This is a genomic window from Ornithinimicrobium panacihumi (genome assembly GCF_052073805.1).
GTDB lineage: Bacteria > Actinomycetota > Actinomycetes > Actinomycetales > Dermatophilaceae > Ornithinicoccus > Ornithinicoccus panacihumi.
The window spans coordinates 1-24,739 of the sequence record NZ_JBQGWG010000013.1 but is presented as its reverse complement, the minus strand read 5'-3'; the positions used below and the strand labels follow the sequence as shown (position 1 = coordinate 24,739).

Sequence of the window (24,739 nt, the reverse complement as noted above, 5' to 3'; positions counted from 1 at the left end):
CAGGGAGGCCGTCCTTGTCGTGTCACTGTCGTGGGTGGGTCCGCGGGGCCGGTGGCCGTCGGCGGACCCGACCTGCTGACCCTAACCCCTGGAGGTGGGAGAACGACGATCCCCCGCCGGGCCGGTGGCCGGACGGGGGATCGACGGTGCTGCTGTGGTGGCTCAGGCCTGCTCGGCCGGGGCGGCCTTGGCGGCCGGCACGGAGTCGCGGCGCTCGCGGATCTTGGCCGCCTTGCCGCGCAGGTCGCGCAGGTAGTAGAGCTTGGCGCGACGGACGTCACCGCGGGTGACGACCTCGACCTTCTCGATGTTGGGCGAGTGCACCGGGAAGGTGCGCTCGACGCCGACGCCGAAGGAGACCTTGCGGACGGTGTAGGTCTCGCCGATGCCGCCGCCGTGACGACGGATGACGACGCCCTTGAAGACCTGGACACGGGAGCGGTTGCCCTCGATGACCTTCACGTGGACGTTGATGGTGTCGCCGGCGCGGAAGTCCGGGACGTCGGTGCGCAGGCTGGCTGCGTCGACGTGGTCGAGCTTGTGCATGTCGTTCTCCTGCCGTCAGTGCCACAGGTCACCCACGGCGATCTGGTGCCACGAGGGCACGATCTCTTGGTATGCGGTCTCTCGGCTCCTCGCCGCTCGCACGACTCCCCCTGTGGCAGGGGTGCGAACTTGGTGGTGAGGCGTCGGGACGCAAGGCACGATTCTGCCAGAGGTCGCAGGAGAGGTCCAAACCCGCTCGCCTACGATCGGGGCGTGCAGATCCTCACCGTGCTCGCCTCGCCCGCCCGCGCCGACCTGGGCGGCACGGTGGCCTCAGACCTGGGCCGGACCTGGGACCTGGGCGAGCCGCGATGGCTGGCCGACGGGATCGCGCTCGAGGCCGAGCTGGCCGAGGTGCCCGAGGACCTGGCCGAGGTCTCGGCCGACTGGCGCGACCGGGGCTACGACCTGGTGGTGCAGCCGGCCGGCCACCGCCGCAAGGCGATCCTGCTGGCCGACATGGACTCGACCATGATCGGCCAGGAGTGCATCGACGAGCTGGCCGCGCACGCGGGCGTGGGAGAGCGCGTGGCGGAGATCACCGCCCGGGCGATGAACGGCGAGCTGGACTTCGAGCAGGCCCTGGCCGAGCGCGTCGGCCTGCTCACCGGTCTCGACAGCTCAGCGATCACGGCCGTGCTGGACGAGCGCATCACCCTGGCCCCTGGCGGGCGTGAGCTGGTGGCCACGATGCGGGCCCACGGGGCCTACGCCGCGCTGGTCAGCGGCGGATTCACCCAGTTCACCGAGGAGGTCGCGGCCCGGCTGGGCTTCGACGAGCACCGGGCGAACACCCTGGAGGCGGACGGTCCGCGGCTGACCGGGAAGGTGGTTCCGCCGGTGGTCGGACGGGAGGCGAAGGTGGCCGCCGTCCGCGAGATCTCTGCGCGCCTCGGCCTGGAGCCGCGGGACGTCATCGCGGTGGGCGACGGCGCCAACGACCTCGACATGCTGCACCTCGCGGGGACCGGGGTGGCCCTGCACGCCAAGCCCTCCGTCGCCGCGCAGAGCCGGGTCCGGGTGGACCACGGAGACCTGACCGCGCTCCTCTACCTGCAGGGCTACACGGCCGAGGAGTTCGTCCGCGTCTGACGGGCTACGCAGGTGCCTCACGGCTCAGGAGCCGTCGAGCTCCCGGGCGTAGGCCTCCATCAGGTCCGGGCGCCGCGCCGCGGTGCGCTCCAGCCGCTGCTCGTGGCGCCACCGCGCGATCTGGCCGTGGTGCCCGGACAGCAGCACGGCCGGGACCTCGTGCCCGCGCCAGACGGCGGGCTTGGTGTAGACGGGATACTCCAGCAGACCGCCGGTGTGCGACTCCTCCTCCAGGCTCGCCTCATTGCCGATGACACCGGGCACCAGGCGGGCGATCGCCTCGGTCATGGCCAGCACGGCGACCTCGCCCCCGTTGAGCACGTAGTCGCCCAGGGAGAGCACCGAGAGCGGGTAGCGGGCGCCGAACTCCTCGTAGACGCGCTCGTCGATCCCCTCGTAGCGGCCGCAGACGAAGACCAGCCAGTCCACCTCGGTGGCCATCCGGTATGCGGTCTCCTGGGTGAAGCGGTCTCCTCCGGGTCCCGGGACGACGAGGTGAGGGGTGCGCCCGGGCAGCGATCCGCATACCTGATCCAGGGCCTCCCCCCAGGGCTCCGGGCGCATGACCATGCCGGCTCCCCCGCCGTAGGGGGTGTCGTCCACGGTGCGGTGCCGGTCGTGGGTCCAGTCGCGCAGGTCGTGCACGTGGACCTCGATCCGCCCCTCACGCCGGGCCTTGCCGATGAGCGAGAGGTCCAGCGGCGAGAGATAGTCCGGGAAGATCGTCAGGACGTCGATGCGCAGGGGCGATCCCATCGCTCACTCCCCCAGCTCGAGCAGGCCGGGCGGCGGGTCCACGACGACGCGGCGGCCCTCCTCGTCGATCTCGGGCACCAGCTCGTCCACGAACGGGACAAGCACCTCGCCGCGCGTCGTGCGGACCTCGAGCAGGTCCTGGACGGGACGGACGTGCAGCGCCGAGACCGTGCCCAGCGCCGAGCCGTCCGGGAGCACGACCTCGAACCCGAGCAGGTCCTCCTCCCGCCAGCCCTCGTCCTCCTCGTCCTCGGCGTCGTCGACCACCAGCAGCCGCGTCCCGCGCAGCGCCTCCGCGGCGGTGCGGTCCGGGTGTCCCTCGAAGGCCAGCAGGTAGATGCCCTGGTGGACCCGCACGCCGCGCAGCTCCAGCGGACCGCGCTCCGGCGGATCCGTGGCGAAGGTGGCCCCGGGGACGAAGCGTCCCTGCGGGTCGTCGGTGTGGACCTGGACGGTGACCTCACCGCGCAGGCCGTGCGGCTTGCCGATGCGGGCCGCGACGAAGCTCTGGCTCATCTGCTCTCCAGGAACGGGGAATGTCGGCGGACGGCGGACGTCCGGGACGAGGGGATCCGACGAGGGGATTCGTCGAGAGGATATGACGATGGCCCGCCCGGTGCATGATCGCGCCGGGCGGGCCAGTCGGAGGTGCTGCGTGCGTCAGCGCAGGCGGTCGGTGTCGACGATGTCGACCCGGACCTTGCTGCCGCCGGCGAGGGCGCCGACCACCGTGCGCAGGGCGCTGGCGGTGCGGCCTCGCCGGCCGATGACCCGACCGAGGTCGTCCGGGTGGACCCGGACCTCAAGGATCTCGCCGTGCCGGGCGTTCTTGGTGCGCACCACGACGTCACCGTCGTGGTCGACGATGCCCTTGACCAGGTGCTCCAGGGCCTCCTCGAGCACGATCAGGCCTCGTCCTTGGTGGCCTCCGCGTCGGCGGCGGGGGTCTCCTCGCTGACGCTGTCGGCGGCCGCGTCCTCGGACACGGCGGCGGCCGAGCTGTCGGTGTCGGCCGCGGGGGCGGTCTCGGCGGCCGGGGCCTCCTCGGCGGAAGCCTCGGTGGCCTCGGCGGGGGCGGCGTCGGCCTTCTTGGCGGACTTGCGCTTGGTGGCCGGGGCGTCGCCCGCGTCCTCCTTGTCCGCGGCAGCCAGGGCGGCCTCGTAGAGAGCCTTCTTGTCGGCCTTGGGCTCCTTGACCTTCAGGGTGCCCTCGGCGCCCGGCTCACCCTTGAACTTCTGCCAGTCACCGGTGATCTTCAGCAGCGCGGCGACCTGCTCGGTCGGCTGGGCGCCGACGCCGAGCCAGTACTGGGCCCGCTCGGAGTTGATGTCGATGAGCGACGGCTCCTCCTTGGGGTGGTAGACGCCGATCTCCTCGATCGCACGACCGTCGCGCTTGGTCCGCGAGTCCATGACGACGACGCGGTAGTACGGTGCACGGATCTTGCCCATGCGCTTCAGGCGAATCTTGACAGCCACGAAGGGTGTCTCCTTGTTCTGTGAGTGGGCACGGCGAGACCGCACGCGGATCTGTGCGGGGTGCCGTGGCCCGGTGTGTAGGCGTCCGGTCCAGCGGGAAGCCGGACGGGTACAGCCGTCCATTGTGCCACAGCCCAGGAGCCACGCCCGCCCTGGCGCCCGCGGCTATCCCTCGCGTCCGCTCCCCTGGACCTCGTGCTCCGGGGCGTGCTCGGAGACGAAGCGCAGCACCTCGGTGTCGTCGACACCGGGGAAGACGCCGGGAGGCATCACCGCGAGCAGGTGGGAGTGCGCCCGGGCGCTGGGCCAGACCCGGCCCTCCCACTCGCGGGCCAGCTTCGGCGGCGGCTGGGTGCAGCAGCGTGGGTCCGGGCAGCGCGAGGTGCGGCGGGCCGTCGTGTCCCGCCCACGCATCCACCTGACCTGGTCGAAGGGCACACCGAGGCTGACCGAGAAGCGGCCCTGCGGGGTCTGCTCGGCGACGGCGGTGCACCAGAAGGTGCCGCGGCCGGTGTCGGTGTACTGCGCGTAGGCCTCCCCCGGCGGCTGGTCGAAGACGACCCGGGCCGTCCAGTGGCGGCAGACGCGTGCCCCTTCGATCCCGCCCGAGGCGTCCATGGGGAACCTGATGCCGTCGTTCTCGTAGGCCTTGTAGACGACGCCGTCGGCGCTGGTCCGCATGAAGTGCACGGGCAGGTCCAGGTGACGGGTGGCGAGATTGCAGAAGCGGTGCGCGGCGGTCTCGTAGGAGACGGCGTAGGCGTCACGCAGGTCCTCCAGCGCGATGTCACGGGCCTCCTTGGCCCGCTGCAGGAAGGGCACGGCGCTGGACTCGGGCAGCAGCACCGCGGCCGCGAAGTAGTTGATCTCCACCCGCTGCGCCAGGAACTCTGCGTAGTCGTGCGGGGGCTCGTGCTCCAGGACCACGTGACCCAGGGCCTGCAGGGCCGTGGCCCGCAGGTCGTGACCGCCCCGCACGGGGACGTAGACGCGACGGTTCTCCAGGTCGGTGACCGTCCGTGTCGAGGCCGGCAGGTCGCTGACCTGCTCGATCGAGAAACCGATGTGGCGGGCGATCCGGTTGACGCCCTCCCGGGTGACGGGTCCGTGGGTGTGCTCCACGACCCGGACCAGCTCGGCGGCCCTGGCCTCGATCTCGGGGAAGTAGTTGTCGGCCTCGCGCATCAGCCGCCGCAGCTCGGCGTTGGCCAGCCGGGCGTACTCCGGGGTGGCTGCCCGTTGCTGCTGCAGGCCGACCACCGACTCGTACATCCCCACGAGCGCCTCGAGCGCGTCGTCCGGGAGGCCGGGCCCGACGCGGACCGGCGGGATCCCCAGGCTCTGGAAGCCGGGTGAGCGCTGCGCCCGCTCCCACCGCACCTCCAGGGCGCTGCGCCGGCTGGGCGGGGCGCTGCTGAGCAGACTCTGCACATCGGTGCCCAGGGCCTGCGCGAGCGAGGACAGCACGGAGACCCGTGCCTCCCGGCGGCCGTTCTCGATGAGGGACAGGGCCGAGGCCGACAGGCCCACCTCCTCCCCCAGCGCGGCCAGGGTCAGCCCCTTCTCCCGCCGGAGGTGGCGGAGCCTGCGGCCCACCGCGACGGGGTCGGAGGCACCAGCTCCGGCGTCCTCCGGCGCCGCGTCCAGACGCTCCACGGGCCGGAACGGGAGCACCCGCGTGTGGGAAACGGTCATGGACTGCACACTACCGAAATTTTCGGCGTTCTTTACCTCACAATCGGTGGTCGGCACCGACCTGGAGGAGCAGAATTGTCAACAAGCAGTCCTCCTGCACTCTGCTCACCCGGACTCGCCACCAGGAAGAAAGGGGTCATGAGATGACCACCACGCACGAGCCCTCCACCCAGCCGCTCAGCCCCGCCGAGCTCGCCGTCGAGCTCGAGCAGGAGTGGGCCAACAACCCCCGTTGGGCCGACGTCTCCCGCCGTTACAGCGCCGAGGACGTCATCCGCCTGCGCGGCTCCGTCGTGGAGGAGCACACGCTCGCGCGCCGTGGCGCCGAGCGCCTCTGGGAGGCCATCCAGACCAAGCCGTTCACCCGTGCCCTGGGCGCCCTGACCGGCAACCAGGCCGTCCAGATGGTCAAGGGTGGGCTCGAGTCCATCTACCTGTCCGGCTGGCAGGTCGCGGCCGACGCCAACCTGGCCGGCCAGACCTACCCCGACCAGAGCCTCTACCCGGCCAACTCGGTCCCGGCCGTCGTCCGCCGCATCAACAACGCCCTCCAGCGCGCCGACCAGATCGCCTGGATGAACGGCGAGACCGACACCGACTACTTCGTGCCGATCGTGGCCGACGCCGAGGCCGGCTTCGGCGGTCCGCTCAACGTCTTCGAGCTGATGAAGTCCATGATCCAGGCCGGCGCCGCCGGTGTGCACTGGGAGGACCAGCTGGCCTCCGAGAAGAAGTGCGGCCACCTGGGCGGCAAGGTCCTCATCCCGACCTCCCAGCACGTGCGCACCCTCAACTCCGCCCGCCTGGCCTCCGACGTGCTCGGGGTCCCCTCGCTGGTCATCGCCCGCACCGACGCCCTGGCCGCCGACCTGCTCACCAGCGACGTCGACGAGATCGACCAGCCGTTCACCACCGGCGAGCGCACCTCCGAGGGCTTCTTCCGCGTCAAGAACGGCATCGAGCCCGTCCTGGCCCGTGCCAAGGCCTACGCCCCCTACGCAGACCTCATCTGGGTCGAGACCGGCACCCCGGACCTCGGTCTGGCCAAGGAGTTCGCCGAGGAGCTGCACAAGGACTTCCCGAACCAGAAGCTGGCCTACAACTGCAGCCCGTCCTTCAACTGGAAGGCCGCGCTCTCCGACGCGGAGATCGCCGAGTTCCAGGACAAGCTGGGCGAGCTGGGCTATGCCTTCCAGTTCATCACGCTGGCCGGCTTCCACTCGCTCAACCACGGCATGTTCCACCTGGCGCACGGTTACGCCCGCACCGGCATGAGCGCCTACGTGGAGCTGCAGGAGGCGGAGTTCGCCGACGCCGAGCGCGGCTACACCGCGGTCCGTCACCAGGCCGAGGTCGGCACCGGGTACTTTGACGCTGTGAGCACCGCGGTCAACCCCGACTCCTCCACCACGGCGCTGTCCGGCTCCACCGAGGCCGAGCAGTTCCACCACTGATCCACGCTCCGGCGGCCGCAGCCCGGTGATCCGGACGGCCGACGGAGGATGATCACCGCACCCGGTGCCGGGACCCCGACGGGTCCCGGCACCGAGCCGCACCACCCGCCAGCAGCAAGGAGCGCCCGATGGACAGCTACCTCAACGACCTGCTCGACAACGCCCGCCTGGAGGTCCTGCACGAGGTGGAGCGTGCCACCCGCGACCGCCGCGCCGAGCTCCTGCAGGCCCGGCGCGACGCCGCCCGGGCCCTGCGCGCCGGTCAGGAGCTGGCCCAGCTGGAGGAGACCCGGAGCATCCGTGAGGACACCACCTGGCAGGTCGCCCCCCACCCGGCCGACCTCACTCACCGCCTGGTCGAGCTCGCGACCCCGGCGACACCCGAGGCGACCAAGGGCGCCCTCGCCTCCAGCACCGACGTCTGGGTCGCCGACCTCGAGGACATGCTCGTCCCCACCCAGGCCCGGCTGCGCACCGCGCACCGCGTCATCGAGCAGGTCGCCGGCACCCGCAACGGCGACCCCAGCCCCGGCACCCCCACGCTCATGGTGCGCCCCCGCGGCCTGCACCTGGAGGAGGCCCACCTCGTCGTGGACGGCCGCCGGGCCAGCGCGCCCGTCGTCGACGTCGTGACCTTCCTGGCCCTGGCCGCCCAACGGCTCATCGACAACGGCACCGGCCCCTATCTCTACCTGCCCAAGGTCGAGACCTGGCAGGAGGCGATCTGGTGGGAGGACCTGATCACCCTCGCCGAGGAGCAGCTGGGGCTCCCCCCGGGCTGCACCCGGGTGAGCGTCCTGGTGGAGACGGTGCAGGCCGCATACCAGCTCGAAGAGATCGTGCACGCCCTGCGGGAGCGCGTCACCGGTCTGGCGGCGGGACGTTGGGACTACGTCTTCTCCTACGTGCGCGCCTACGGGCACAGCCCCGACCACCAGCTGCCCGACAAGGACGCGTTCACGATGAACACCCGCTTCCTGCGGGCCTTCACCGAGGTGATCCTCTCGGTCTGCCACCGCCGTGGCGTCCAGGCCATCGGCGGGCCGATCGCGCTCGCGCCCAGCGGACCGTTCGACGAGGCGGTGGCGATGACCCACGCACGCGTCTACCGCGACAAGGCCCGCGAGGCCAAGCAGGGCTTCGACGGGGCCTGGACGATGCACCCCGCCCTGGTGCCGGTCTGCCGGGCGCCCTTCGAGGACCGGGACGCCCGCCTGGGCAGCAGCGCGGAGCAGCGGCTCGCCCGCAGCGCCGGTCCGAGGTGCGAGGCCGTCGTGGATCCGGAGGCACTGCGCGATGTCAGCTCGCTGCCGGGCAGCCCTACGCTGACCGGCATGCGGACCGCGCTGCGGTCCTCGCTGACCTACCTGACCGGCTGGCTCGACGGCGAGGGGACGCTGACGATGGCCGGCCACGTCGAGGACTTCGGCACCGTCGAGCTGGCCAGGATGCAGCTGTGGCAGTGGATGGCGCACGGCGAACGCTTCGCCGAGGGCCCCACCATGTCGACCCGACTGCTGGACCGTGTGCTGGAGGACGAGATCGCCCTGCTGCGACGACACGGCGCGCGGGAGGAGCTGCTCCAGCACGCCGTCCGGCTGCTGCGCGAGTCGATCGTGGCCGAGGAGCCCCCGGCCTTCCTGTCGATCCTGGCCTACGAGGTGCTCGTCGGGCTCGGTGAGTCCAGCTCGGACGAGGACGCCGGCGCCGCCTGAGCTGCGCTAGCCGCGCGCCCCGGAAGGTGCGTGGCTGTGCCCGCGCAGGATGACCTTGTAGGGGTCGGCCATGGTGCGGACGTCCTCCCGCGGGTCGTCCCGGTAGACGACGATGTCGGCCGACTCGCCCTCGGCGATGCCGGGGCGTCCCAGCCAGGCGCGGGCGCCCCAGGTGGCGGCCCCGATGGCCTCCGTCGTGGTCATCCCCGTCGTGGTCAGGGCCTCGACCTCGCGGGCCACCAGCCCGTGCGGCAGCTGCCCACCGGCGTCGGTCCCGACGTAGACCGGGACGCCGGCCTCGTGCGCCTTGGCCACGGTCTCGTAGCGCCGCTCGTAGAGATCCATCATGTGGTCGGCGTAGGTCGGGAACTTGCCCCGCCCCGCGTCGGCGAACTTCGGGAAGTTGTCGATGTTGACCAGCGTCGGCACGATCGCGATCTGCTGGCGGGCGAAGGTGTCGATGGTCTCGTCGGTCAGGCCGGTGGCGTGCTCGATGCAGTCGGTGCCGGCCGCGGCGAAGTCGACCAGCGACTGCTCGCCGAAGCAGTGCGCCGTCACCCTCGCGCCCTCCTCGTGGGCGGCGGCGATGGCCTCGGTCAGGATGTCGACCGGCCAGCAGATGCCGAGGTCGCCGGTCTCCCGGTCGATCCAGTCACCGACCAGCTTGACCCAGCCGTCGCCGTTGCGGGCCTCGTGCCGGACGTACTCGACGAGGTCCTCCGGCTCGATCTCCCAGGCGAAGTTGCGCAGGTAGCGCTTCGTCCGGGCGATGTGGCGACCGGCCCGGATGAGCCGGGGCAGGTCTTCCCGCTCCTGGATCCAGCTGGTGTCGGCGGGGCTGCCGGCGTCGCGCAGCAGGAGCGCACCGGCGTCGCGGTCGGCGAGCGCGTGCTCCTCGGCCCGCTCGGGCGGCACGGCGCCGTGCGCCTCCAGCCCCACGTGGCAGTGCGCGTCGACCAGGCCTGGCACCGCATACCCCTGGATCGTCTCGACCTCGCCAGAGGTCGGTGGCGTCAGGCTCACCAGGCCGTCGATCACCCAGACCTCGTCGAGCACCTCCTCGGGGCCGACCAGGATCTGTCCACGGATGTGCAGTGCCGGTGAGCTCATGCCGCCTCCTCGCGGGTATGCCGTGTGGCCAGGCTAGCGCGGCAGCACGCCGGCCTCTCGGGCCGGCTCTGCGTAGGCCCGTGCGAGGGTCGCCACCGTCTCGTGGGCGTTGAGCCCGCTGGGGTTGGGGACCACCCAGAGCGCGGCGCCCTCGAAGGGCTCGTCCTGGCGCCCGGCCGTGGCCCGGCGGTCACCGAAGGCGGTCCGGTATGCGGTGATGCCGGCCACGGCAACGACCTGGGGTGCGAGCTCAGTGACCGTCCGGCGCAGCCGGAGCCCGCCCTCGCGCAGCTCGGAGGTGGACAGCTCGTCGGCGCGGGCGGTGGCCCGTCGTGCGATGTTGGTGATGCCGATGCCGCGCCGGCGCAGGTGCTCCCGGTCGTCCTCGGTCATCCCGGCCGCCGGGTCCACCCGGCGACCGATGATGCCGGCCTCCAGCAGCGCGGGGTAGAAGCGATTGCCCGGGTGGGCGAAGTGGGTCTGGACCGCAGCGGTCCACAGCCCGGGGTTGATGCCGACGAAGAGCAGGCGGACGGGATCACCCGGTGCCGGCACGAGATCGGGCACCTCGGTGTCGCGGAACGAGTCGAGCTCGGCACGGGTGAAGCGGTGTGGCGCAGGCACGGCGAAAGCCTAGGCGTCCACCATGACCACGCCGACGCCGGCCCAGGCGTCCCGGAGCGCGGACTCGACCTCGGACCCGGTGCCGTAGCGTGCCACGGCCGCGCGCAGGGTGGCGGCGGCGAAGGTCTCGAAGTCGACGTCGCGCGGGATGAACCCCCTGGTCGCCATCGTGTCGAACCACACCTGGCCGGCCCGCTCCCACACGCGCCCACCAAGAGCGGTCGCGAAGAGGTGGAAGGCCTTGTTGGGGATGCCGGAGTTGATGTGGACACCGCCGTTGTCGTTGTCGGCGTCGTGGGGAAGGTCGACATAGTCGTCCATGTGCCGGGCTGCGTGTCGCGGCCCAGCACCGGGTCGTCGTAGGCCGTGCCGGGGGCCGACATCGAGCGCAGCGCCACGCCCTGCACCCGGTCGGTGAACAGCCCTGCGCCGATGAGCCAGTCGGCCTGGTCGACGGTCTCGTCCCGCACCCACTGCCGCACGATCGCGCCCCAGACGTCGGAGGCCGACTCGTTGAGCGCCCCGGACTGACCGACGTAGGTGAGCCCGGCCGTGTATTGCGTCAGCCCGTGGGCCAGCTCGTGGGCGATGACGTCGACGCTGGCGGTGAATCGGTTGAAGTAGATCCCGTCCCCGTCGCCGAAGACCATCTGCCGCCCGTCCCAGAAGGCGTTGTCGTAGTCGCGCCCGTAGTGGACCGTGGCCACCAGCGGGAGACCCTGCCTGTCGAGGGAGTCCCGGCCGTAGACCCGCGCCAGCACCTCCCAGGTCGCGCCGAGTCCGTCGAAGGCCTCGTTGACCGAGACGTCATCGGACTCGGGGTCGCCCTCGCCCCGGACCGGCCGACCGGGCAGGGCCGTGCCGAACTCCGCATCGTGCACCCGCCGGTCGGGTCGCACCTCGACCGGCAGCGGATCCCCCTCGACGGCACGGGGCTCGAGCGTCGTGCCGAACGAGGCCGGGGTGATCAGGCCCGCGCGGATCCCGCCCTGGCCGGGCGCGTGGCCGCCCGGCCAGCGGGTCGCCTCCACCTCCCTCCGGCCCCGGGTCGCCTCGCCGTCGCGGAGCGCGAACTCCACGGCGGGGGCCAGTTCGGGCTCCGCCTGCGCCAGCCGGCGCAGCAGGTAGCCCGGGATGATGGTGCAGCCGGCGGTGTGCTCGTGGGTCCCCTCGCTCATGGGGAGACTCTGCCACGACCCGCCGACAGGCCCGCCCGCCGCAGCCAGCAGGTCAGTGAACGCCTCAGTCCTCGGCCAGCAGCTCGCGCACCCGTGGGATGACCTGGGTGCCGTAGAGCTCGATCGAGCGCATGAGCTGGCTGTGCGGCATCGGGCCGTTGGCGTACTTGAGGTCGAAGCGCGACAGCCCCAGCGTGCGGACCGTCCCGGCGATCTTCTGCGCCACCGTCTCCGGCGACCCGACGTAGAGGGCACCCTGGGTGATCTCGTCGTGATACTCCTGCAGCCCCAGCGGACCCCACCCGCGCTCGGCGCCGATGCGGTCCCGGTTGGCCTTGAAGTGCGGGAAGAGCTGCTCGCGGGCCAGCTCGTCGGTCTCGGCCACGTGACCGGGCGAGTGCACGGCGACGGGCAGCGCCTCCCCGCCGCCCTCGGTGGTCAGCTGACGGTAGAGATCGGCGAAGGGCAGGAAGCGGTGCGCCGAGCCGCCGATGATCGCCAGCATCAACGGGATCCGGTATGAGGCTGCTCTCACCACGCTCTGCGGCGAGCCACCGACGGCGATCCACGCCGCGAGCCGGCCGGACTCGGTCTTGGGCCACACCTCCTGGTCGCGCAGCGGGGTGCGGTGGCTGCCCTGCCATGTGACGGGCCGCTCGGTCAGCAGGTTGCTGAACAGGTCCAGCTTCTCGGCGAAGAGCGTCTCGTAGTCGCGCAGGTCGAAGCCGAACAGCGGGAAGGACTCGGTGAACGAGCCACGGCCGAGGACGACCTCGGCCCGCCCGTTGCTCAGGGCGTCGATGGTCGAGAAGCGCTCGAAGACACGGATCGGGTCGTCCGAGCTGAGCACGGTGACCGCGGACCCCAGGCGGATCCGTTCGGTGCGCGTCGCCATCCCGGCGAGCACCACGTCGGGCGCGCTGACCGCGAAGTCGGACCGGTGGTGCTCCCCCACCCCGATGAAGTCGACGCCGACCTGGTCGGCCAGCACCGCCTGGTCGAGCAGGTTGCGCAGGACCTGCGCCGCCGGCTGCGGCTGGCCGTCGTCGCCGACCGTCATGTCGCCGAAGGTGTCGAGACCGAGCTCGGGCTGGAACCTCATACGTCATCCTCCTGGTAGTTGATCAGCCAACAACTAGGAGGGGCCGGCCATTCCGCAGGCAGGGGTTACTTCTTGCCCTGGTCACCCAGGTACTTCTCGAACCCGGGCGGCAGCTTCAGGCCGGACAGGTCGTTGCCCTCGGGCAGACCGTCCGCGCCACCGAGCGCGCCGGCACCGAAGGCGCTCTCGAACGACTTGTCGCGCGCCTCCTGCTCCCGCTGCGCTGCCTCGCGCTCCTGCTGGGCCCGCTTGGCCGGGTTGCCGGACTTGCCCTTCTTGCGCTGCGGCGCCTTGCCCTTGCGCGCGCCACCGCCACCCATGCCCGGCATGCCGGGCATCCCGGGGATGCCGCCGCCCTTCTTGAGCTGGCGCATCATCTTCTGGGCCTCGCCGAAGCGCTCCAGGAGCTGGTTCACCTCGCCGACGCTGACGCCCGAACCGCGGGCGATGCGGGCCCGGCGCGAGCCGTTGATCTGCTTGGGGTGGTTGCGCTCGAAGGGGGTCATCGAGCGGACCATGGCCTCGACGCGGTCGAACTCGCGCTCGTCCAGCGAGTCCAGCTGGGCCTTCATCTGCTGCATCCCCGGCATCATGCCGAGCATCTGCTTGAGGCTGCCCATCTTCTTGATGGCCGACAGCTGCTGCAGGAAGTCGTCGAAGGTGAAGTCCTCGTCGGAGAGGAACTTGCGGGTCATCTCCCGCGCCTGCGCCTGGTCGAAGGCCTTCTCGGCCTGCTCGATCAGGGTCAGGACGTCACCCATGTCCAGGATGCGGCTGGCCATCCGGTCGGGGTGGAAGAGCTCGATGTCCTTGACACCCTCACCGGTGGAGGCGTAGAGGATCGGCTGCCCGGTGACCGAGGCGACCGACAGGGCCGCACCACCGCGGGCGTCACCGTCGAGCTTGGTCAGCACCGAGCCGGTCAGGCCCACGCCGTCGGCGAAGGCCTTGGCGGTCTCGACCGCGGCCTGACCGATCATCGCATCGATGACGAAGAGGACCTCGTGGGCGCCGGCCTCGATACGGATGTCACTGGCCTGACGCATCAGCTCGACGTCCACGGCCAGGCGGCCGGCGGTGTCGATGATGACGATGTCGTTGCCCTTGCGGCGGGCCTCCTCAACGCCGTCGACGGCCACGTCCACCGGGTCGCCGAAAGAGCGGGTCCCCTCGCCGCTCTCCAGCGCCGCGTCGTGGCCGAAGACGTTGCCACGCTCGGGGGCGAAGACGCTCACCCCGGCACGCTGGCCGACGACCTCGAGCTGGGTCACCGCGTTGGGGCGCTGGAGGTCGGCCGCGACCAGCAGCGGGGTGTGCCCCTGGTCCTTGAGCAGGTGCGCCAGCTTGCCCGCGAAGGTGGTCTTACCAGAACCCTGCAGACCGGCCAGCATGATCACCGTCGGCGGCGTCTTGGCCAGGTTGAGGCGGCGGGTGTGGCCACCCAGGATCGCCACGAGCTCCTCGTTGACGATCTTGACGATCTGCTGCGCCGGGTTGAGGGCCTGATGGACCTCGGCGCCGAGCCCACGCTCCCGGATCCGGCCGGTGAACTCCTTGACCACCGGGAGGGCGACGTCGGCATCGAGCAGCGCGAGCCTGATGTCGCGGATCGTCGCGTTGAGGTCGGACTCGGTGACGGTGCCCTTGCGCTTGAGGTTGCGGAAGGTCTGAGTCAGGCGGTCGGAGAGGGAGTTGAACACCCGGCAAGGATACGTTGGACACGTGCGCAATCCCATTCCCGCCGCCCGGCACCGTCTCGCCCAGGCCCTGCGCGACCGTGTCGCGGATCCCGATGCGGAGCGTCGCGCGCACGCCATCTGGCTGGCCCCTGGCGAGCGCCGGTTCGCCCCCGACGACCCGATCTGCCGGGTCCAGGGGCACGCAGGGATGTATGCCGGCGGCATCCGCGCCCTCCTGCTCCAGTCCCTGCACCCGCTGGCGATGGCCGGGGTCGGCGAGCACTCGGGCTACCGCGGCGACCCGTGGGGCCGGCTGCAGCGCACCAGCGAGTTCATCGCGATGACCACCTTCGGCCCGGTCGAGGAGGCCCAGAAGGTCCTGGACCGCATCAACCGCGTCCACACAACCGTCAAGGGCACGGACCGGCAGGGCCGCCCCTACGACGCCACCGACCCGCACCTGCTGCGCTGGGTGCACGTGGCCGAGATCGACTCCTTCCTCGCGGCGCACCAGCGCTACTCGCGCACCCCGCTCACACCGCAGGAGGCCGACCGGTATGTGGCTCAGGCCGCCTGGGCGGCCGGTCGCCTCGGCATCCCCGACCCACCGCTGACGGTGGGGGAGCTGGAGAGCCAGCTGGCCGCATACCGTCCGGAGCTCGAGGCGACCGAAGGTGCCCGCGACGTCGCCCGCTTCCTCCTCGCCGAGCCGCCGCTGCCCTGGGCGGCGCGGCCGGGCTTCTGGATGCTTGCGGCCGGCGCGGTGGAGATGCTGCCGCCCTACGCGCGCGAGATGCTCGACCTCCACCTCCCCGGCCCCCTGCGCCGGCTCGACACGGTCGCGCTCCGCGGCGTCGCCGGGCCGCTCGGCCGGCTCGGGACGGGAGCGGTCGCCTGGGCGCTCCGCGACCCCCGCGACCCGCGCAACTCCCCCGAGAGCTCGCAGGTCGGCGGCGCGTGAATCCCCCGTCGTGGCGGGCCGACTACCTGCGGCGCCTCGGTGCGGCCGAGGTCACGCGGCCCGACCTGGAGACGCTCCGGGCCCTGCACCGGGCGCACGTCGAGCGGATCCCCTACTCCACCCTCGAGCTGGTGCTGGGCCGTCCCGCGCCCGCCGACGTGGAGAGCAGCGTGGCGCGGGTCCTGGAGGGACGGGGCGGCTACTGCTTCCACCTCAACGCCGCCTTCGCCTGGTTGCTCCACGAGCTCGGGTATGCGGTCACCCACCACCGCGCGGGCGTCCAGGGCCGGGGCTCGCGCGAGCCGGTCGGGACCGACGGCAGCCATCTGGCCCTGACCGTGGACCTGGGTCGGCGGGAAGGTCGCTGGCTGGTCGACGTCGGCCTGGGCAGCGCGCTGCACGGGCCGCTGGAACTGCGCGAGGGGGCTGTCGACGACGGCGATCTGACGCTGCACCTCCGACGGTCGGAGATGGTTCCGGGCGGGTGGCGCCTGGAGCACGACCCGCGGGCGCTGTCCTTCGTGGGCGTCGACATCGATCCCAGGCCGGTCACCCTGACCGAGGCCGTCGAGCACCATGACCTGCTGTCGACCTCGCCACGGTCACCCTTCGTGCGGAGGCTGTCGGTGCAGCGCCGAGACTCCCGCGGCCTGGACGCGCTGACCGGTGTCGGGCTGCGGCGGGTGGAGCGGCACCGGGAGACCTACCGGGTGCTCGGCTCGGTCGAGGAGCTGGACGAGACGCTCCAGGAGGTCTTCGGGCTGGAGCTGGGTCGGCTCGGCGTCGGGTCCGACCGGGTGGAGCGGCTCTTCAGCGAGCAGCATGCTGACACCACGCGTTGGTTGACGTCCCAGTCCCCCTGAGAGCCGCCACTGCCCCGGTCTGACCGTCAGCCGACGATCTCTCCTGTCGACTTCCCCGGACCGCTCCGGGCCTCGCTCGTGCCTCGCTCGGGTCCTCGCGGCCCTGTCAGCCGACGATCTCTCCTGTCGCTTCCGCGGACCGCTCCGGGCCTCGCTCGTGCCTCGCTCGGGTCCTCGCGGCCCTGTCAGCCGACGATCGCGTTGACGAAGGCCTCCGGGTCGAAGGGCGCCAGGTCGTCCGGGCCCTCGCCGAGGCCGATGAGCTTGACGGGGACACCGAGCTTGCGCTGCACGTTGACGACGATGCCGCCCTTGGCGGTGCCGTCCATCTTGGTCAGCACCATGCCGGTGATCGCGACCTCCTTGGCGAACTCCTCGGCCTGGCGCATGCCGTTCTGGCCGGTGGTCGCATCGAGGACGAGGAGGACCTCGTCCACGGGGGCGAGCTTCTCGACGACGCGCTTGATCTTGCCCAGCTCGTCCATCAGGCCCCGCTTGGTGTGCAGCCGGCCGGCCGTGTCGATGATGACGACGTCGGACTCCATCTCGATGCCGGCCTTGACCGCCTCGTAGGCGACCGAGGCAGGGTCGGCCCCCTCCTGGTCGGACCGGACGGTGGCCACGCCGACCCGGTCGCCCCAGGTCGTCAGCTGGTCCGCGGCGGCGGCGCGGAAGGTGTCGGCGGCGCCGAAGACGACGTCCTTGTCCTCGGCCACCAGCACCCGGCCGAGCTTGCCGACCGTGGTCGTCTTGCCGGTGCCGTTGACGCCGACCACGAGGATGACTGCAGGCAGGCCGTTCTCGCGGCTGGCGGCGATCCGCCGGTCCATCGACGGGTCGACCAGACGGAGCAGGTCGGCGCGCAGCCAGCCCTTGACGGCCTCGGGGTCGGTGGTGCCGTCGACCTTGACCTGAGTGCGCAGGGAGTCGACGAGCTCCTGGGTGGCCTCCACGCCGAGGTCGGAGGCGAGCAGGGTGTCCTCGACGTCTTCCCAGTCCTCCTCGCCGAGGCCACCGCGCGAGAGCAGTGCCAGCAGGGCGTTGCCGATCGCCGAGTTGGAGCGGGCGAGGCGGGCGCGCAGACGCTGGAGGCGACCCCGGGCCGAGTCCGGGCGCTCGAGCGTGGGGGTGGTGACCTCGGGAAGCTCTTCGACCGCGACTCCCCCGCCGCGGTTCTCGACATCCTCCCCCGGGATCGTGTCGACGCCCTCCCGCTCCTCGACCGGGATGGTGCGGTCGGTCCTCGGCACGGGCGGCGCCTGCTTGGTGGCCCCACCACGGCCGCGCACCAGGGCGACGAGGAGGGCCAGCGCGCCGATGACGACGACGCTGACGACGGTCAGGATCTCCCAGAGCTGATCAATCGGTCCCACGCACCCATCCTCGCAGACATCGGGAGGGGGCGAAGAATGCACGAGAGCCGGACCCTGGGGGTCCGGCTCACAGCGCCAGCGTCAGCGGTCGGCGCGGTCCTCGCGCGCCAACCAGCCTGCGCAGTCGCCTTCGATCAGCTGGCCAGCGCGGCTGTGGGTCAGCTGGCGGCGCGGTAGTCCTGGCGCTCGTCGAGGTCGCCGTCACCGAGCTCGCGCGCGGGGTCGGTGACGGCGATCCGACGACCCTGCTCCTCACGCTCGGGGCGACGCGGGGCCAGGCCCTTGGTGCGCTCGGCCGCGGTCCGGCCCAGCTCCTCGCCCTTGGCCTTGACCTTCGTCGTGGTCCGGCGGGCACCGGCGATGAGCTCCTCCCCCTCGGGGGTCCAGAACTCGCCACGACCCTCGCGACGGGCCTCGAGCATGACGTACCCGACGACACCGGCGCCGATCGCGACGCAGAACAGCATGGCCAGGACAAGAGCGAACATGTGACCAGTGTGACCCCAACCGGGGGTGAGAGCTCAACTCGCGCCCGGCGTGTCCCCACCCAGATCGCGCAGGACCGCCGTCACCACCTGCTCGGAGGCGGCGATCAACGAGGTGTCCCCGAGCCCCCGACGCAGCTCGAGCGCACCGCTCGCCTCGGCCAACGCCTCGGCGCTCCGCCCTTCGTCGAGGAGCACCTTGGCCCGGTGCTGCTGGACGAAGGCCTCCATCGCGGGGTCCCCGGCCACGCACCCGGCCGCGCGGTCCAGGAGGTCGTGCGCTGCCGCATACCGCCCGGCCCAGTGGTGCACGTGCGCGAGCCGCACCGCGGCCGCGGCCCACGAGGCCGTGCCCTCCTCGCGGTCCGCGAGCACCCGCTCGCCCAGGTCCGTCGCCTCGTCCAGCTGGCCCAGCATCCTGAGGTAGGCGACCGCGAGCGGGTCGTCGCCCACGTCGTCGACGTACTCGGCCGCCTCGTCCTCGTCGAGGAGCACCTCGCGCAGGGTGTCGTCGTCGATCACGTAGGCCGGGGTGTCGGCCCCTCCGTAGACCAGCACCTCAGCCCTGCACCTGCTCCGGGGCGGCGGGCTCCGACGGGGCCGACTCGGGGTCGGGCGTGAGCTCGTCCGAGCGTCGGGCGCCTGCGGGGGCGACGTCCTTGACCCGCTGACTGACCACGGTGGTCACGCCGTCGCCACGCATCGAGACGCCGTAGAGCGCGTCGGCGATCTCCATCGTCCGCTTCTGGTGGGTGATGACGATGAGCTGGGAGGAGTCGCGCAGCTCCTCGAAGAGCGTGATGAGGCGGCCCAGGTTGGTGTCGTCGAGGGCGGCCTCGACCTCGTCCATGATGTAGAACGGGCTGGGCCGCGCCTTGAAGATCGCCACCAGCAGCGCCACGGCCGTCAGCGACCGCTCCCCGCCGGAGAGCAGCGAGAGCCGCTTGATCTTCTTGCCCGGCGGACGGGCCTCGACCTCGATGCCGGTGGTGAGCATGTCGTCGGGGTTGGTCAGCGTGATCCGGCCCTCGCCCCCGGGGAAGAGCCGGGAGAAGACCCGCTCGAACTGCTCGGCGGTGTCGTGGAAGGCCTCGGTGAAGACCCGCTCGACACGCTCGTCGACCTCCTTGACGATCTGCAGCAGGTCGGCCTTGGAACGGCGCAGGTCCTCGACCTGCTCGGTGAGGAAGGTATGCCGCTCCTCCAGGGCGGCGAACTCCTCCAGGGCGAGCGGGTTGACCCGCCCGAGCTGGGTGAGCTTGCGCTCGGCCGCCCGCAGCCGCTTGTCCTGCTCCTCGCGGACGAAGGGCCTGGGCTCGGGGAAGTCGTCGGACTCCGGGTCCTCGTCCGGGCCGGGGACGTGCGGGACGAGCTGGTGGGGGCCGTACTCCTCGACGAGCACCTCCGGGTCGACGCCCAGCTCCTCGATGGACCGGGTCTGCAGCGCCTCGATCCGCAGCCGGTGCTCGGCCCGGGCGATCTCGTCGGCGTGCACGGAGTCGGTCAGGTCGCGCAGCTCGGCGGCGAGCTCGCCGGCACGGGTGCGCGCCGCTGCCAGTGCCTGGTCACGCTCCTGCTGGGCGGCCCGCGCGGACTCCCGCTCGGTGGTCGCGGTCGCCAGCAGCGTCTCGACGCGCGAGCCCAGGTATGCGGCACCCGTCGCCACCGCCTCGGCCGTGCGCCTCTCCTCCGCGCGACGGGCACGCCGTGCGGCGGCCCGCTGCCGGGCGGCCAGCTCGTTGCGGGCCGCGGCCTCCAGGCCCTCGGCCCGGCCGGAGAGCGCCTTGGCCCGCTCCTCCTGGGTGCGCAGGGCCAGGCGGGCCTCGGTCTCGGCGCTGCGGGCCCGGGCGGCGGCCTCGGCGAGCCGCTCGCGCTCGGAGGTGTCGGGCTCCTCGACCTCACCGGGCTCCTCCTTGGCCGCGGCCAGCCGCTGCTCGAGGTCGGCCAGCTCGGCGCGGGTGGCCTCCAGGCCCTGCTCCGCGGTGGTCATGGCAGCCGTGGTGCGCTCGTGCTCGCCGCGGGCGCCCCGCATCGTCTGGCCGAGCTGCGCGAGCTGCTCGGCGACGGCGGTCATCTGGGCGTCGCTGTCGTGGAGGGCGTCCATGGCGGCGTCGGCGGCCTGCTCGGCCTCCTCCAGGACGGTGCGGGCCGAGGTCAGCTCGAAGGTGAGCCGCTCGGCACGGGCGGTCGCCTCCTCGACCCCGGCCTGGGCCTCGTCCAGGGCGGACTGCAGCTCCAGCTGGCTCGGCGCGGCGCTGGAGCCGCCCCGGACCCAGCCCGGGCCGTAGAGGTCTCCGGCGGCCGTGACGACCGTCAGCCCGGGCACCTCGCCCACCAGCCGCACGGCGTCGTCGTCCCCCTCCACCAGCGCGACGCGCTCCAGCAGGCCCGTCACCGCCCGGGTGAGCCCGGCGTCACGGGAGCTGACGACGTCGGCCGCCCACACCGCATACGCAGGCAGGGTGGGCCAGCCGCCGCGGTCGATGTCGACCGAGGACTCGGGGACGAGCAGACCGGCCTGGCCCTGGTCCTGCTCCCGCAGCCAGCCCAGCGCCTGCCGGGCGGGCTCGAGCCCGTCGGCGACGATGGCCTCGCCGGCCCAGCCGAGCGCGGCGGCGACGGCGGCCTCGCGGCCGGCCTCGACCTTGAGGTGGCTCGTGACGGTGCCTCGCAGCCCCTCGACCCCGTCACCGCTCTCCCCCGCTGCCAGCAGCGCGCTGCCGCCGTCGGTGCGGCGCAGGCTCAGGGAGAGCGCCTCGACCCTGGCCTGCAGGGTGGCCTGGTCGGCCTGGGCCGCTCGCAGCTCCTCGACCAGGCGGAGGGCGGTCTCCTCGGCGGCGACCCGCTTCTCCTCGGCGCTCTCGTAGGCCTGGTCCAGCCCCTCCTCGCCCCGCTCGACGTCCAGCACGGTCGCCTCGAGGGCGGCGAACTCCTTCTCCGCCGTGGCGGCGCGCTCCAGCACGCCCTTGGCAGCATCGGCCAGGCGGGCGATCTCGGCCTCCCCGGCCTCCACCCGCGAGCGCCGGGCCGAGACCTGACCGGCCAGGCGGGCCAGGCCCTCGCGGCGGTCGGCCGCGGCACGGGCCAGCCGCTGCAGCCGGCCCTGCTCTTCCGCGTGCGCGGCCTCGGCCGCGGTGCGCTCTTCCTCGGCCTTGGCCAGCGCCGTGGACAGGTCGGCGACCCGGGCCAGCAGCGCGGTCTCCTCGGCGCGGACCTGCTCGGCCTGGGCGCGCAGCTGGTCGGGGTCCCGCCCGCCTCTGCCGGACTCCTCGCCCCGCAGCTCCTCCTCCTCGGCGCCGAGGAGCCGGACCCGCTCACCGGCGAGGTCGGTCAGCGCGCGCAGCCGCTCGATGAGGGAGGACAGGGCGTACCACCGGTCCTGCACCGCTGTCAGCGCCGGCGCCGCCTCGGCCCGCTCGGTCTCCAGCGCGTTGACGCCGGCCTCGGCCGCGGTCAGGGCCTCCTGGACCGCGGTGCGCCGCTTGACCAGGGCCGCCTCGTCGGCCAGCTCCTGCTGCAGCGAGCTGGTCAGCTGCACCAGGTCGTCGGCCAGGATCCGCAGGCGCGCGTCGCGCACGTCGGCCTGGATGGTCACGGCCCGGCGGGCCGTCTCGGCCTGACGCCCCAGCGGGCCCAGCTGGCGGCGGATCTCGGTGGTCAGGTCGGTCAGGCGGGTGAGGTTGCCCTCCATCGTGTCCAGCTTGCGCAGCGCGCGCTCCTTGCGCTTGCGGTGCTTGAGGACCCCGGCCGCCTCCTCGATGAAGCCGCGTCGCTCCTCGGGGGTGGCCCGCAGCACGGCGTCGAGCTGCCCCTGCCCGACGATGACGTGCATCTCCCGGCCGATGCCGCTGTCGGAGAGCAACTCCTGCACGTCGAGGAGCCGGCAGCCGGTGCCGTTGATGGCGTACTCCGAGCCCCCGGAGCGGAACATGGTCCGGGTGATCGTCACCTCGGAGTAGTCGATCGGCAGCGCCCCGTCGGAGTTGTCGATCGTCATCGACACCTCGGCCCGCCCCAGCGGCTGGCGCCCGGAGGTGCCGGCGAAGATGACGTCCTCCATCTTGCCGCCGCGCAGGCTCTTGGCGCCCTGCTCCCCCATCACCCAGGCGAGCGCGTCGACGACGTTGGACTTGCCCGAGCCGTTGGGTCCGACGATGCACGTGATGCCCGGCTCCAGCCGCATCGTCGTCGCCGAGGCGAACGACTTGAACCCCTTGAGGGTCAGGCTCTTGACGTACACGTGGTTGCGGGCTTTCGGGTGGCGGCGGAAGCGGTCCCGGTCAGGTTACCTGCGGGGTATGCGGTGCTGCGGCAGGCGCACGGCCTCACCTCATCCACGGTCGAGGGTGAAGATCTCCTGCACCGGTCGCTCGAACAGCTCGGCCAGGCGGAGCGCCAGCGGCAGGCTCGGGTCGAAGCGCCCCGTCTCGATGGCGTTGATCGTCTGCCGGGAGACGCCCAGCTCCTGGGCCAGCCGGCCCTGGCTGAAGCCCTGCTCCTCGCGCAGGCGCCGGAGGATGTTGCTGGTCTCCGCCACGACCCGCTCAGCCCCGGAGGTCCTTGAGCGCCACGCGGTAGCGGATCCAGAAGGCCGCGACGGCCAGGGTGAGGAAGGCCATCGCCATCAGCGCGGCGACCGGGTCGACGGTCAGGGTCAGCACCAGGAAGAGCAGCGCCCCAAGCAGGACGGCATCGGTGTAGGCCCCGGCTCGTGCCTGCTGGGCGGCCTGGAACTCGACGCTGTCGCGGGAGGTCTCCCCACGCTGATGCCGGCGGCGGTTCAGGGTGATGTTGAGGGCCAGCGTGAGCGGCATGATCACCAGCAGCATCCCGACGACGCCCAACGGGTCCTCCCAGGGCGTCGCGGCGTCAGCCTCACCCATCCCCTGGAGCACCAGTCCGAGCACGGCCAGCGGGATCGCCACCCACCACAACGTCGACGTCCTCATGTGTCAAGTGTGCTTGTCACACCCTCGAACTGTCAAGTGTGCTTGACAGTCTCGTGTCACCGCTCGGCGAAGCCGGAGATCCCGTCCTTGGGGTCGTGCCACTGGGTCGTGACACCGTCGACGCGTCCGGGACGGCTGTGCGTCGAGGGTTCCTCGCAGAGCAGCTCGATGAGCTGCTCGATCTGCGCCCGGTCCCCCTGCGCCTGCACCTCGACCCGGCCGTCGGGCAGGTTGCGGGCGTGACCGACCAGGCCCAGCTCCAGGGCCCGGGCACGGGTCCACCACCGGAAACCCACACCCTGGACCCGACCACGGACGAAGATCACTGCGCGCTGCATACCGGCAAGACTAGGTTGTGGTCAGTGTCAGGGTGATGGCACCGCACTGGTTGCGGTGGTTGGATCCTGATCACCTGGTGTCTGGCTCATAGGTTCGCTGTCGCTCGCTCGCGGGTTGACCAGCATGGGTTTTGCCGGCACCAGGTGTGACGGACCGGCCGGCGTGACTTGATAGGAGCGTGGTCTCGCCCCGACTGAGATGTGTCCGCCGACCGGTCCAACCGTCCACTCACTGATCAAGGTGAAAGAGGAGGCAACCGCCATGGTTGTTGTTGGAGCCGATGTGCACAAGTCCACCCACACTTTCGTCGCCGTCGACGAGGTCGGCCGCAAGCTGGGCCAACTGAAAGTCGAGGCCACGTCCAAGGGGCATCTGAAGGCGTTGGCGTGGGCCCGGCGCGAGTTCGGGACCGAGCTGACCTGGGCGATCGAGGACTGTCGGCACCTGTCCGCGAGGCTGGAGCGGGACCTGCTGTCCGCGGGCCAGCTCGTGGTGCGGGTCCCGCCGAAGATGATGGCCCAGGTCCGGGCCAGCGCCCGCACCCGGGGCAAGTCCGACCCGATCGACGCACTGGCTGTGGCGCAGGCGTACCTGCGTGAGCCACACCTGCCGGTCGCCTCCCATGACGAGGTGTCCCGGACCGCCAAGCTGCTGACCGACCGGCGAGATGCGCTGGTCAAGACCCGCACGCAGCGGATCAACGCCTTGCTGTGGCGGGTGCACGAGCTGGACCCCGAGCACGCTCCCAAGCCCCGGTCGCTGGACCTGGCCAAGCACCAGGACGCGTTGAAGGCGTGGCTGGTCACCCAGGAGGGGATCGTGGCCGCCCTGGCGCTGGAGGAGCTTGAGGACGTCATCGAGCTCACGGCACGGATCAAGGCCAAGGAGAAGGAGCTGACCGCGCACGCGAAAGAGCACGCCCCCTCCCTGGTCGCGATGGACGGCTGCGCCGGGCTGACCGCGGCCAAACTGCTCGGGGAGTCCGCCGGCATCACCCGCTTCAAGAGCGAGGCCGCGTTCGCCCGGCACGCGGGAGCGGCGCCGATCCCGGTCTGGTCCGGACGCACCGACGGGCGGGTCCGGATGACCCGCTCGGGCAACCGTCAGCTCAACTGCGCCCTGCACCGCATCGCCATCACCCAGGTCCGGCTCAAAGGATCCCTCGGGCAGGCGTACTACGAGAAGAAGAAGGCCGAGGGCATGTCCAACCGTGAAGCCCTGCGCTGCCTGAAACGACGCCTGGTCCGCACCGTCTTCAACCTCCTGACCACCGACCACAACACCCACACCACCGTCGAACCGACTTGCCAAACGGCAGCGGCTTGACATAGGAGAAACCC

Annotated in this window: 22 protein-coding genes and 2 pseudogenes; 6 read left to right on the top strand and 18 right to left on the bottom strand. The window is 72.0% G+C overall.

Annotated features, from left to right (window positions below; all coding sequences use genetic code 11):
• Positions 1 to 162: 162 nt before the first annotated feature.
• Positions 163 to 546 (bottom strand): 50S ribosomal protein L19, encoded by a 384-nt coding sequence (gene rplS / locus ACTMMA_RS12275; protein WP_441190422.1) that lies wholly within the window; start codon positions 544 to 546, stop codon positions 163 to 165.
• A gap of 213 nt (positions 547 to 759) precedes the next feature.
• On the opposite strand from rplS, the gene serB reads away from it, so the two are divergent.
• Positions 760 to 1,638, top strand: a complete 879-nt coding sequence (gene serB / locus ACTMMA_RS12270) for a phosphoserine phosphatase SerB (RefSeq protein WP_441190421.1) — start codon at positions 760 to 762, stop codon at positions 1,636 to 1,638.
• A 51-nt stretch (positions 1,639 to 1,689) separates the two neighbouring features.
• On the opposite strand, the pseudogene trmD reads toward serB, so the two are convergent.
• From trmD to ACTMMA_RS12245, 5 genes and pseudogenes are all read right to left on the bottom strand, one after another.
• Positions 1,690 to 2,394, bottom strand: a pseudogene (gene trmD, locus ACTMMA_RS12265) (tRNA (guanosine(37)-N1)-methyltransferase TrmD); the annotation flags it as partial.
• Between the two features lie 3 nt (positions 2,395 to 2,397).
• The gene (rimM, locus tag ACTMMA_RS12260) at positions 2,398 to 2,910 is read right to left on the bottom strand and encodes a ribosome maturation factor RimM (RefSeq protein WP_441190420.1); all 513 of its coding nucleotides are present in this window, start codon (positions 2,908 to 2,910) and stop codon (positions 2,398 to 2,400) included.
• A 144-nt stretch (positions 2,911 to 3,054) separates the two neighbouring features.
• Positions 3,055 to 3,297 (bottom strand): RNA-binding protein, encoded by a 243-nt coding sequence (locus ACTMMA_RS12255; RefSeq protein ID WP_441190419.1) that lies wholly within the window; start codon positions 3,295 to 3,297, stop codon positions 3,055 to 3,057.
• 2 nt (positions 3,298 to 3,299) lie between these two features.
• Positions 3,300 to 3,872: a 30S ribosomal protein S16 gene (rpsP, locus tag ACTMMA_RS12250; RefSeq protein ID WP_441190418.1), complete on the bottom strand. Its 573-nt coding sequence runs from the start codon at positions 3,870 to 3,872 to the stop codon at positions 3,300 to 3,302.
• 165 nt (positions 3,873 to 4,037) lie between these two features.
• On the bottom strand, positions 4,038 to 5,567 hold the full coding sequence (locus ACTMMA_RS12245) for a helix-turn-helix domain-containing protein (protein ID WP_441190417.1): 1,530 nt from the start codon (positions 5,565 to 5,567) through the stop codon (positions 4,038 to 4,040).
• Positions 5,568 to 5,710: 143 nt separating this feature from the next.
• On the opposite strand from ACTMMA_RS12245, the gene aceA reads away from it, so the two are divergent.
• Together aceA and ACTMMA_RS12235 are read left to right on the top strand one after the other, a co-directional pair.
• Complete coding sequence (aceA, locus tag ACTMMA_RS12240) at positions 5,711 to 7,021, top strand: isocitrate lyase (protein WP_441190416.1); 1,311 nt, start codon at positions 5,711 to 5,713, stop codon at positions 7,019 to 7,021.
• 128 nt (positions 7,022 to 7,149) lie between these two features.
• Positions 7,150 to 8,736 carry a DUF6986 family protein gene (locus ACTMMA_RS12235; RefSeq protein WP_441190415.1) on the top strand — a complete coding sequence of 529 codons (1,587 nt, stop codon included), beginning with the start codon at positions 7,150 to 7,152 and terminating at the stop codon, positions 8,734 to 8,736.
• Between the two features lie 6 nt (positions 8,737 to 8,742).
• On the opposite strand, the gene ACTMMA_RS12230 is transcribed toward ACTMMA_RS12235, so the two are convergent.
• From ACTMMA_RS12230 to ffh, 5 genes and pseudogenes are all read right to left on the bottom strand, one after another.
• A complete protein-coding gene (locus tag ACTMMA_RS12230) occupies positions 8,743 to 9,846 on the bottom strand; it encodes an amidohydrolase family protein (RefSeq protein ID WP_441190414.1) in 1,104 nt (367 codons plus the stop codon).
• A gap of 33 nt (positions 9,847 to 9,879) precedes the next feature.
• Positions 9,880 to 10,470 (bottom strand): mismatch-specific DNA-glycosylase, encoded by a 591-nt coding sequence (locus ACTMMA_RS12225; RefSeq protein ID WP_441190413.1) that lies wholly within the window; start codon positions 10,468 to 10,470, stop codon positions 9,880 to 9,882.
• 9 nt (positions 10,471 to 10,479) lie between these two features.
• Positions 10,480 to 11,648: pseudogene (locus ACTMMA_RS12220) on the bottom strand (M4 family metallopeptidase).
• 64 nt (positions 11,649 to 11,712) lie between these two features.
• Positions 11,713 to 12,750: an LLM class flavin-dependent oxidoreductase gene (locus tag ACTMMA_RS12215; RefSeq protein ID WP_441190412.1), complete on the bottom strand. Its 1,038-nt coding sequence runs from the start codon at positions 12,748 to 12,750 to the stop codon at positions 11,713 to 11,715.
• 65 nt (positions 12,751 to 12,815) lie between these two features.
• On the bottom strand, positions 12,816 to 14,450 hold the full coding sequence (ffh, locus tag ACTMMA_RS12210) for a signal recognition particle protein (RefSeq protein WP_441190411.1): 1,635 nt from the start codon (positions 14,448 to 14,450) through the stop codon (positions 12,816 to 12,818).
• A 22-nt stretch (positions 14,451 to 14,472) separates the two neighbouring features.
• On the opposite strand from ffh, the gene ACTMMA_RS12205 reads away from it, so the two are divergent.
• Positions 14,473 to 15,390, top strand: a complete 918-nt coding sequence (locus ACTMMA_RS12205; protein ID WP_441190410.1) for an oxygenase MpaB family protein — start codon at positions 14,473 to 14,475, stop codon at positions 15,388 to 15,390.
• Positions 15,387 to 16,253: an arylamine N-acetyltransferase family protein gene (locus tag ACTMMA_RS12200; protein WP_441190409.1), complete on the top strand. Its 867-nt coding sequence runs from the start codon at positions 15,387 to 15,389 to the stop codon at positions 16,251 to 16,253. The genes ACTMMA_RS12205 and ACTMMA_RS12200 overlap by 4 nt, the downstream gene beginning before the upstream one ends.
• 185 nt (positions 16,254 to 16,438) lie before the next feature.
• On the opposite strand, the gene ftsY is transcribed toward ACTMMA_RS12200, so the two are convergent.
• From ftsY to ACTMMA_RS12165, 7 genes are all read right to left on the bottom strand, one after another.
• The gene (ftsY, locus tag ACTMMA_RS12195) at positions 16,439 to 17,626 is read right to left on the bottom strand and encodes a signal recognition particle-docking protein FtsY (protein WP_441190408.1); all 1,188 of its coding nucleotides are present in this window, start codon (positions 17,624 to 17,626) and stop codon (positions 16,439 to 16,441) included.
• A 158-nt stretch (positions 17,627 to 17,784) separates the two neighbouring features.
• Positions 17,785 to 18,114 carry a hypothetical protein gene (locus ACTMMA_RS12190; RefSeq protein ID WP_441190407.1) on the bottom strand — a complete coding sequence of 110 codons (330 nt, stop codon included), beginning with the start codon at positions 18,112 to 18,114 and terminating at the stop codon, positions 17,785 to 17,787.
• 33 nt (positions 18,115 to 18,147) lie between these two features.
• Positions 18,148 to 18,669, bottom strand: a complete 522-nt coding sequence (locus ACTMMA_RS12185) for a hypothetical protein (protein ID WP_441190406.1) — start codon at positions 18,667 to 18,669, stop codon at positions 18,148 to 18,150.
• A gap of 1 nt (position 18,670) precedes the next feature.
• Positions 18,671 to 22,351 (bottom strand): chromosome segregation protein SMC, encoded by a 3,681-nt coding sequence (smc, locus tag ACTMMA_RS12180; protein ID WP_441190405.1) that lies wholly within the window; start codon positions 22,349 to 22,351, stop codon positions 18,671 to 18,673.
• Positions 22,352 to 22,441: 90 nt separating this feature from the next.
• Positions 22,442 to 22,648 carry a helix-turn-helix transcriptional regulator gene (locus ACTMMA_RS12175; protein ID WP_441190404.1) on the bottom strand — a complete coding sequence of 69 codons (207 nt, stop codon included), beginning with the start codon at positions 22,646 to 22,648 and terminating at the stop codon, positions 22,442 to 22,444.
• A 7-nt stretch (positions 22,649 to 22,655) separates the two neighbouring features.
• A complete protein-coding gene (locus ACTMMA_RS12170; RefSeq protein ID WP_441190403.1) occupies positions 22,656 to 23,060 on the bottom strand; it encodes a hypothetical protein in 405 nt (134 codons plus the stop codon).
• A 56-nt stretch (positions 23,061 to 23,116) separates the two neighbouring features.
• Complete coding sequence (locus tag ACTMMA_RS12165) at positions 23,117 to 23,398, bottom strand: acylphosphatase (protein WP_441190402.1); 282 nt, start codon at positions 23,396 to 23,398, stop codon at positions 23,117 to 23,119.
• A 262-nt stretch (positions 23,399 to 23,660) separates the two neighbouring features.
• Between ACTMMA_RS12165 and ACTMMA_RS12160 the strand changes: the two genes are divergently transcribed.
• Positions 23,661 to 24,725, top strand: coding sequence for an IS110 family RNA-guided transposase (locus ACTMMA_RS12160; RefSeq protein ID WP_441188427.1), 1,065 nt, complete (start codon positions 23,661 to 23,663; stop codon positions 24,723 to 24,725).
• Positions 24,726 to 24,739: the final 14 nt, after the last annotated feature.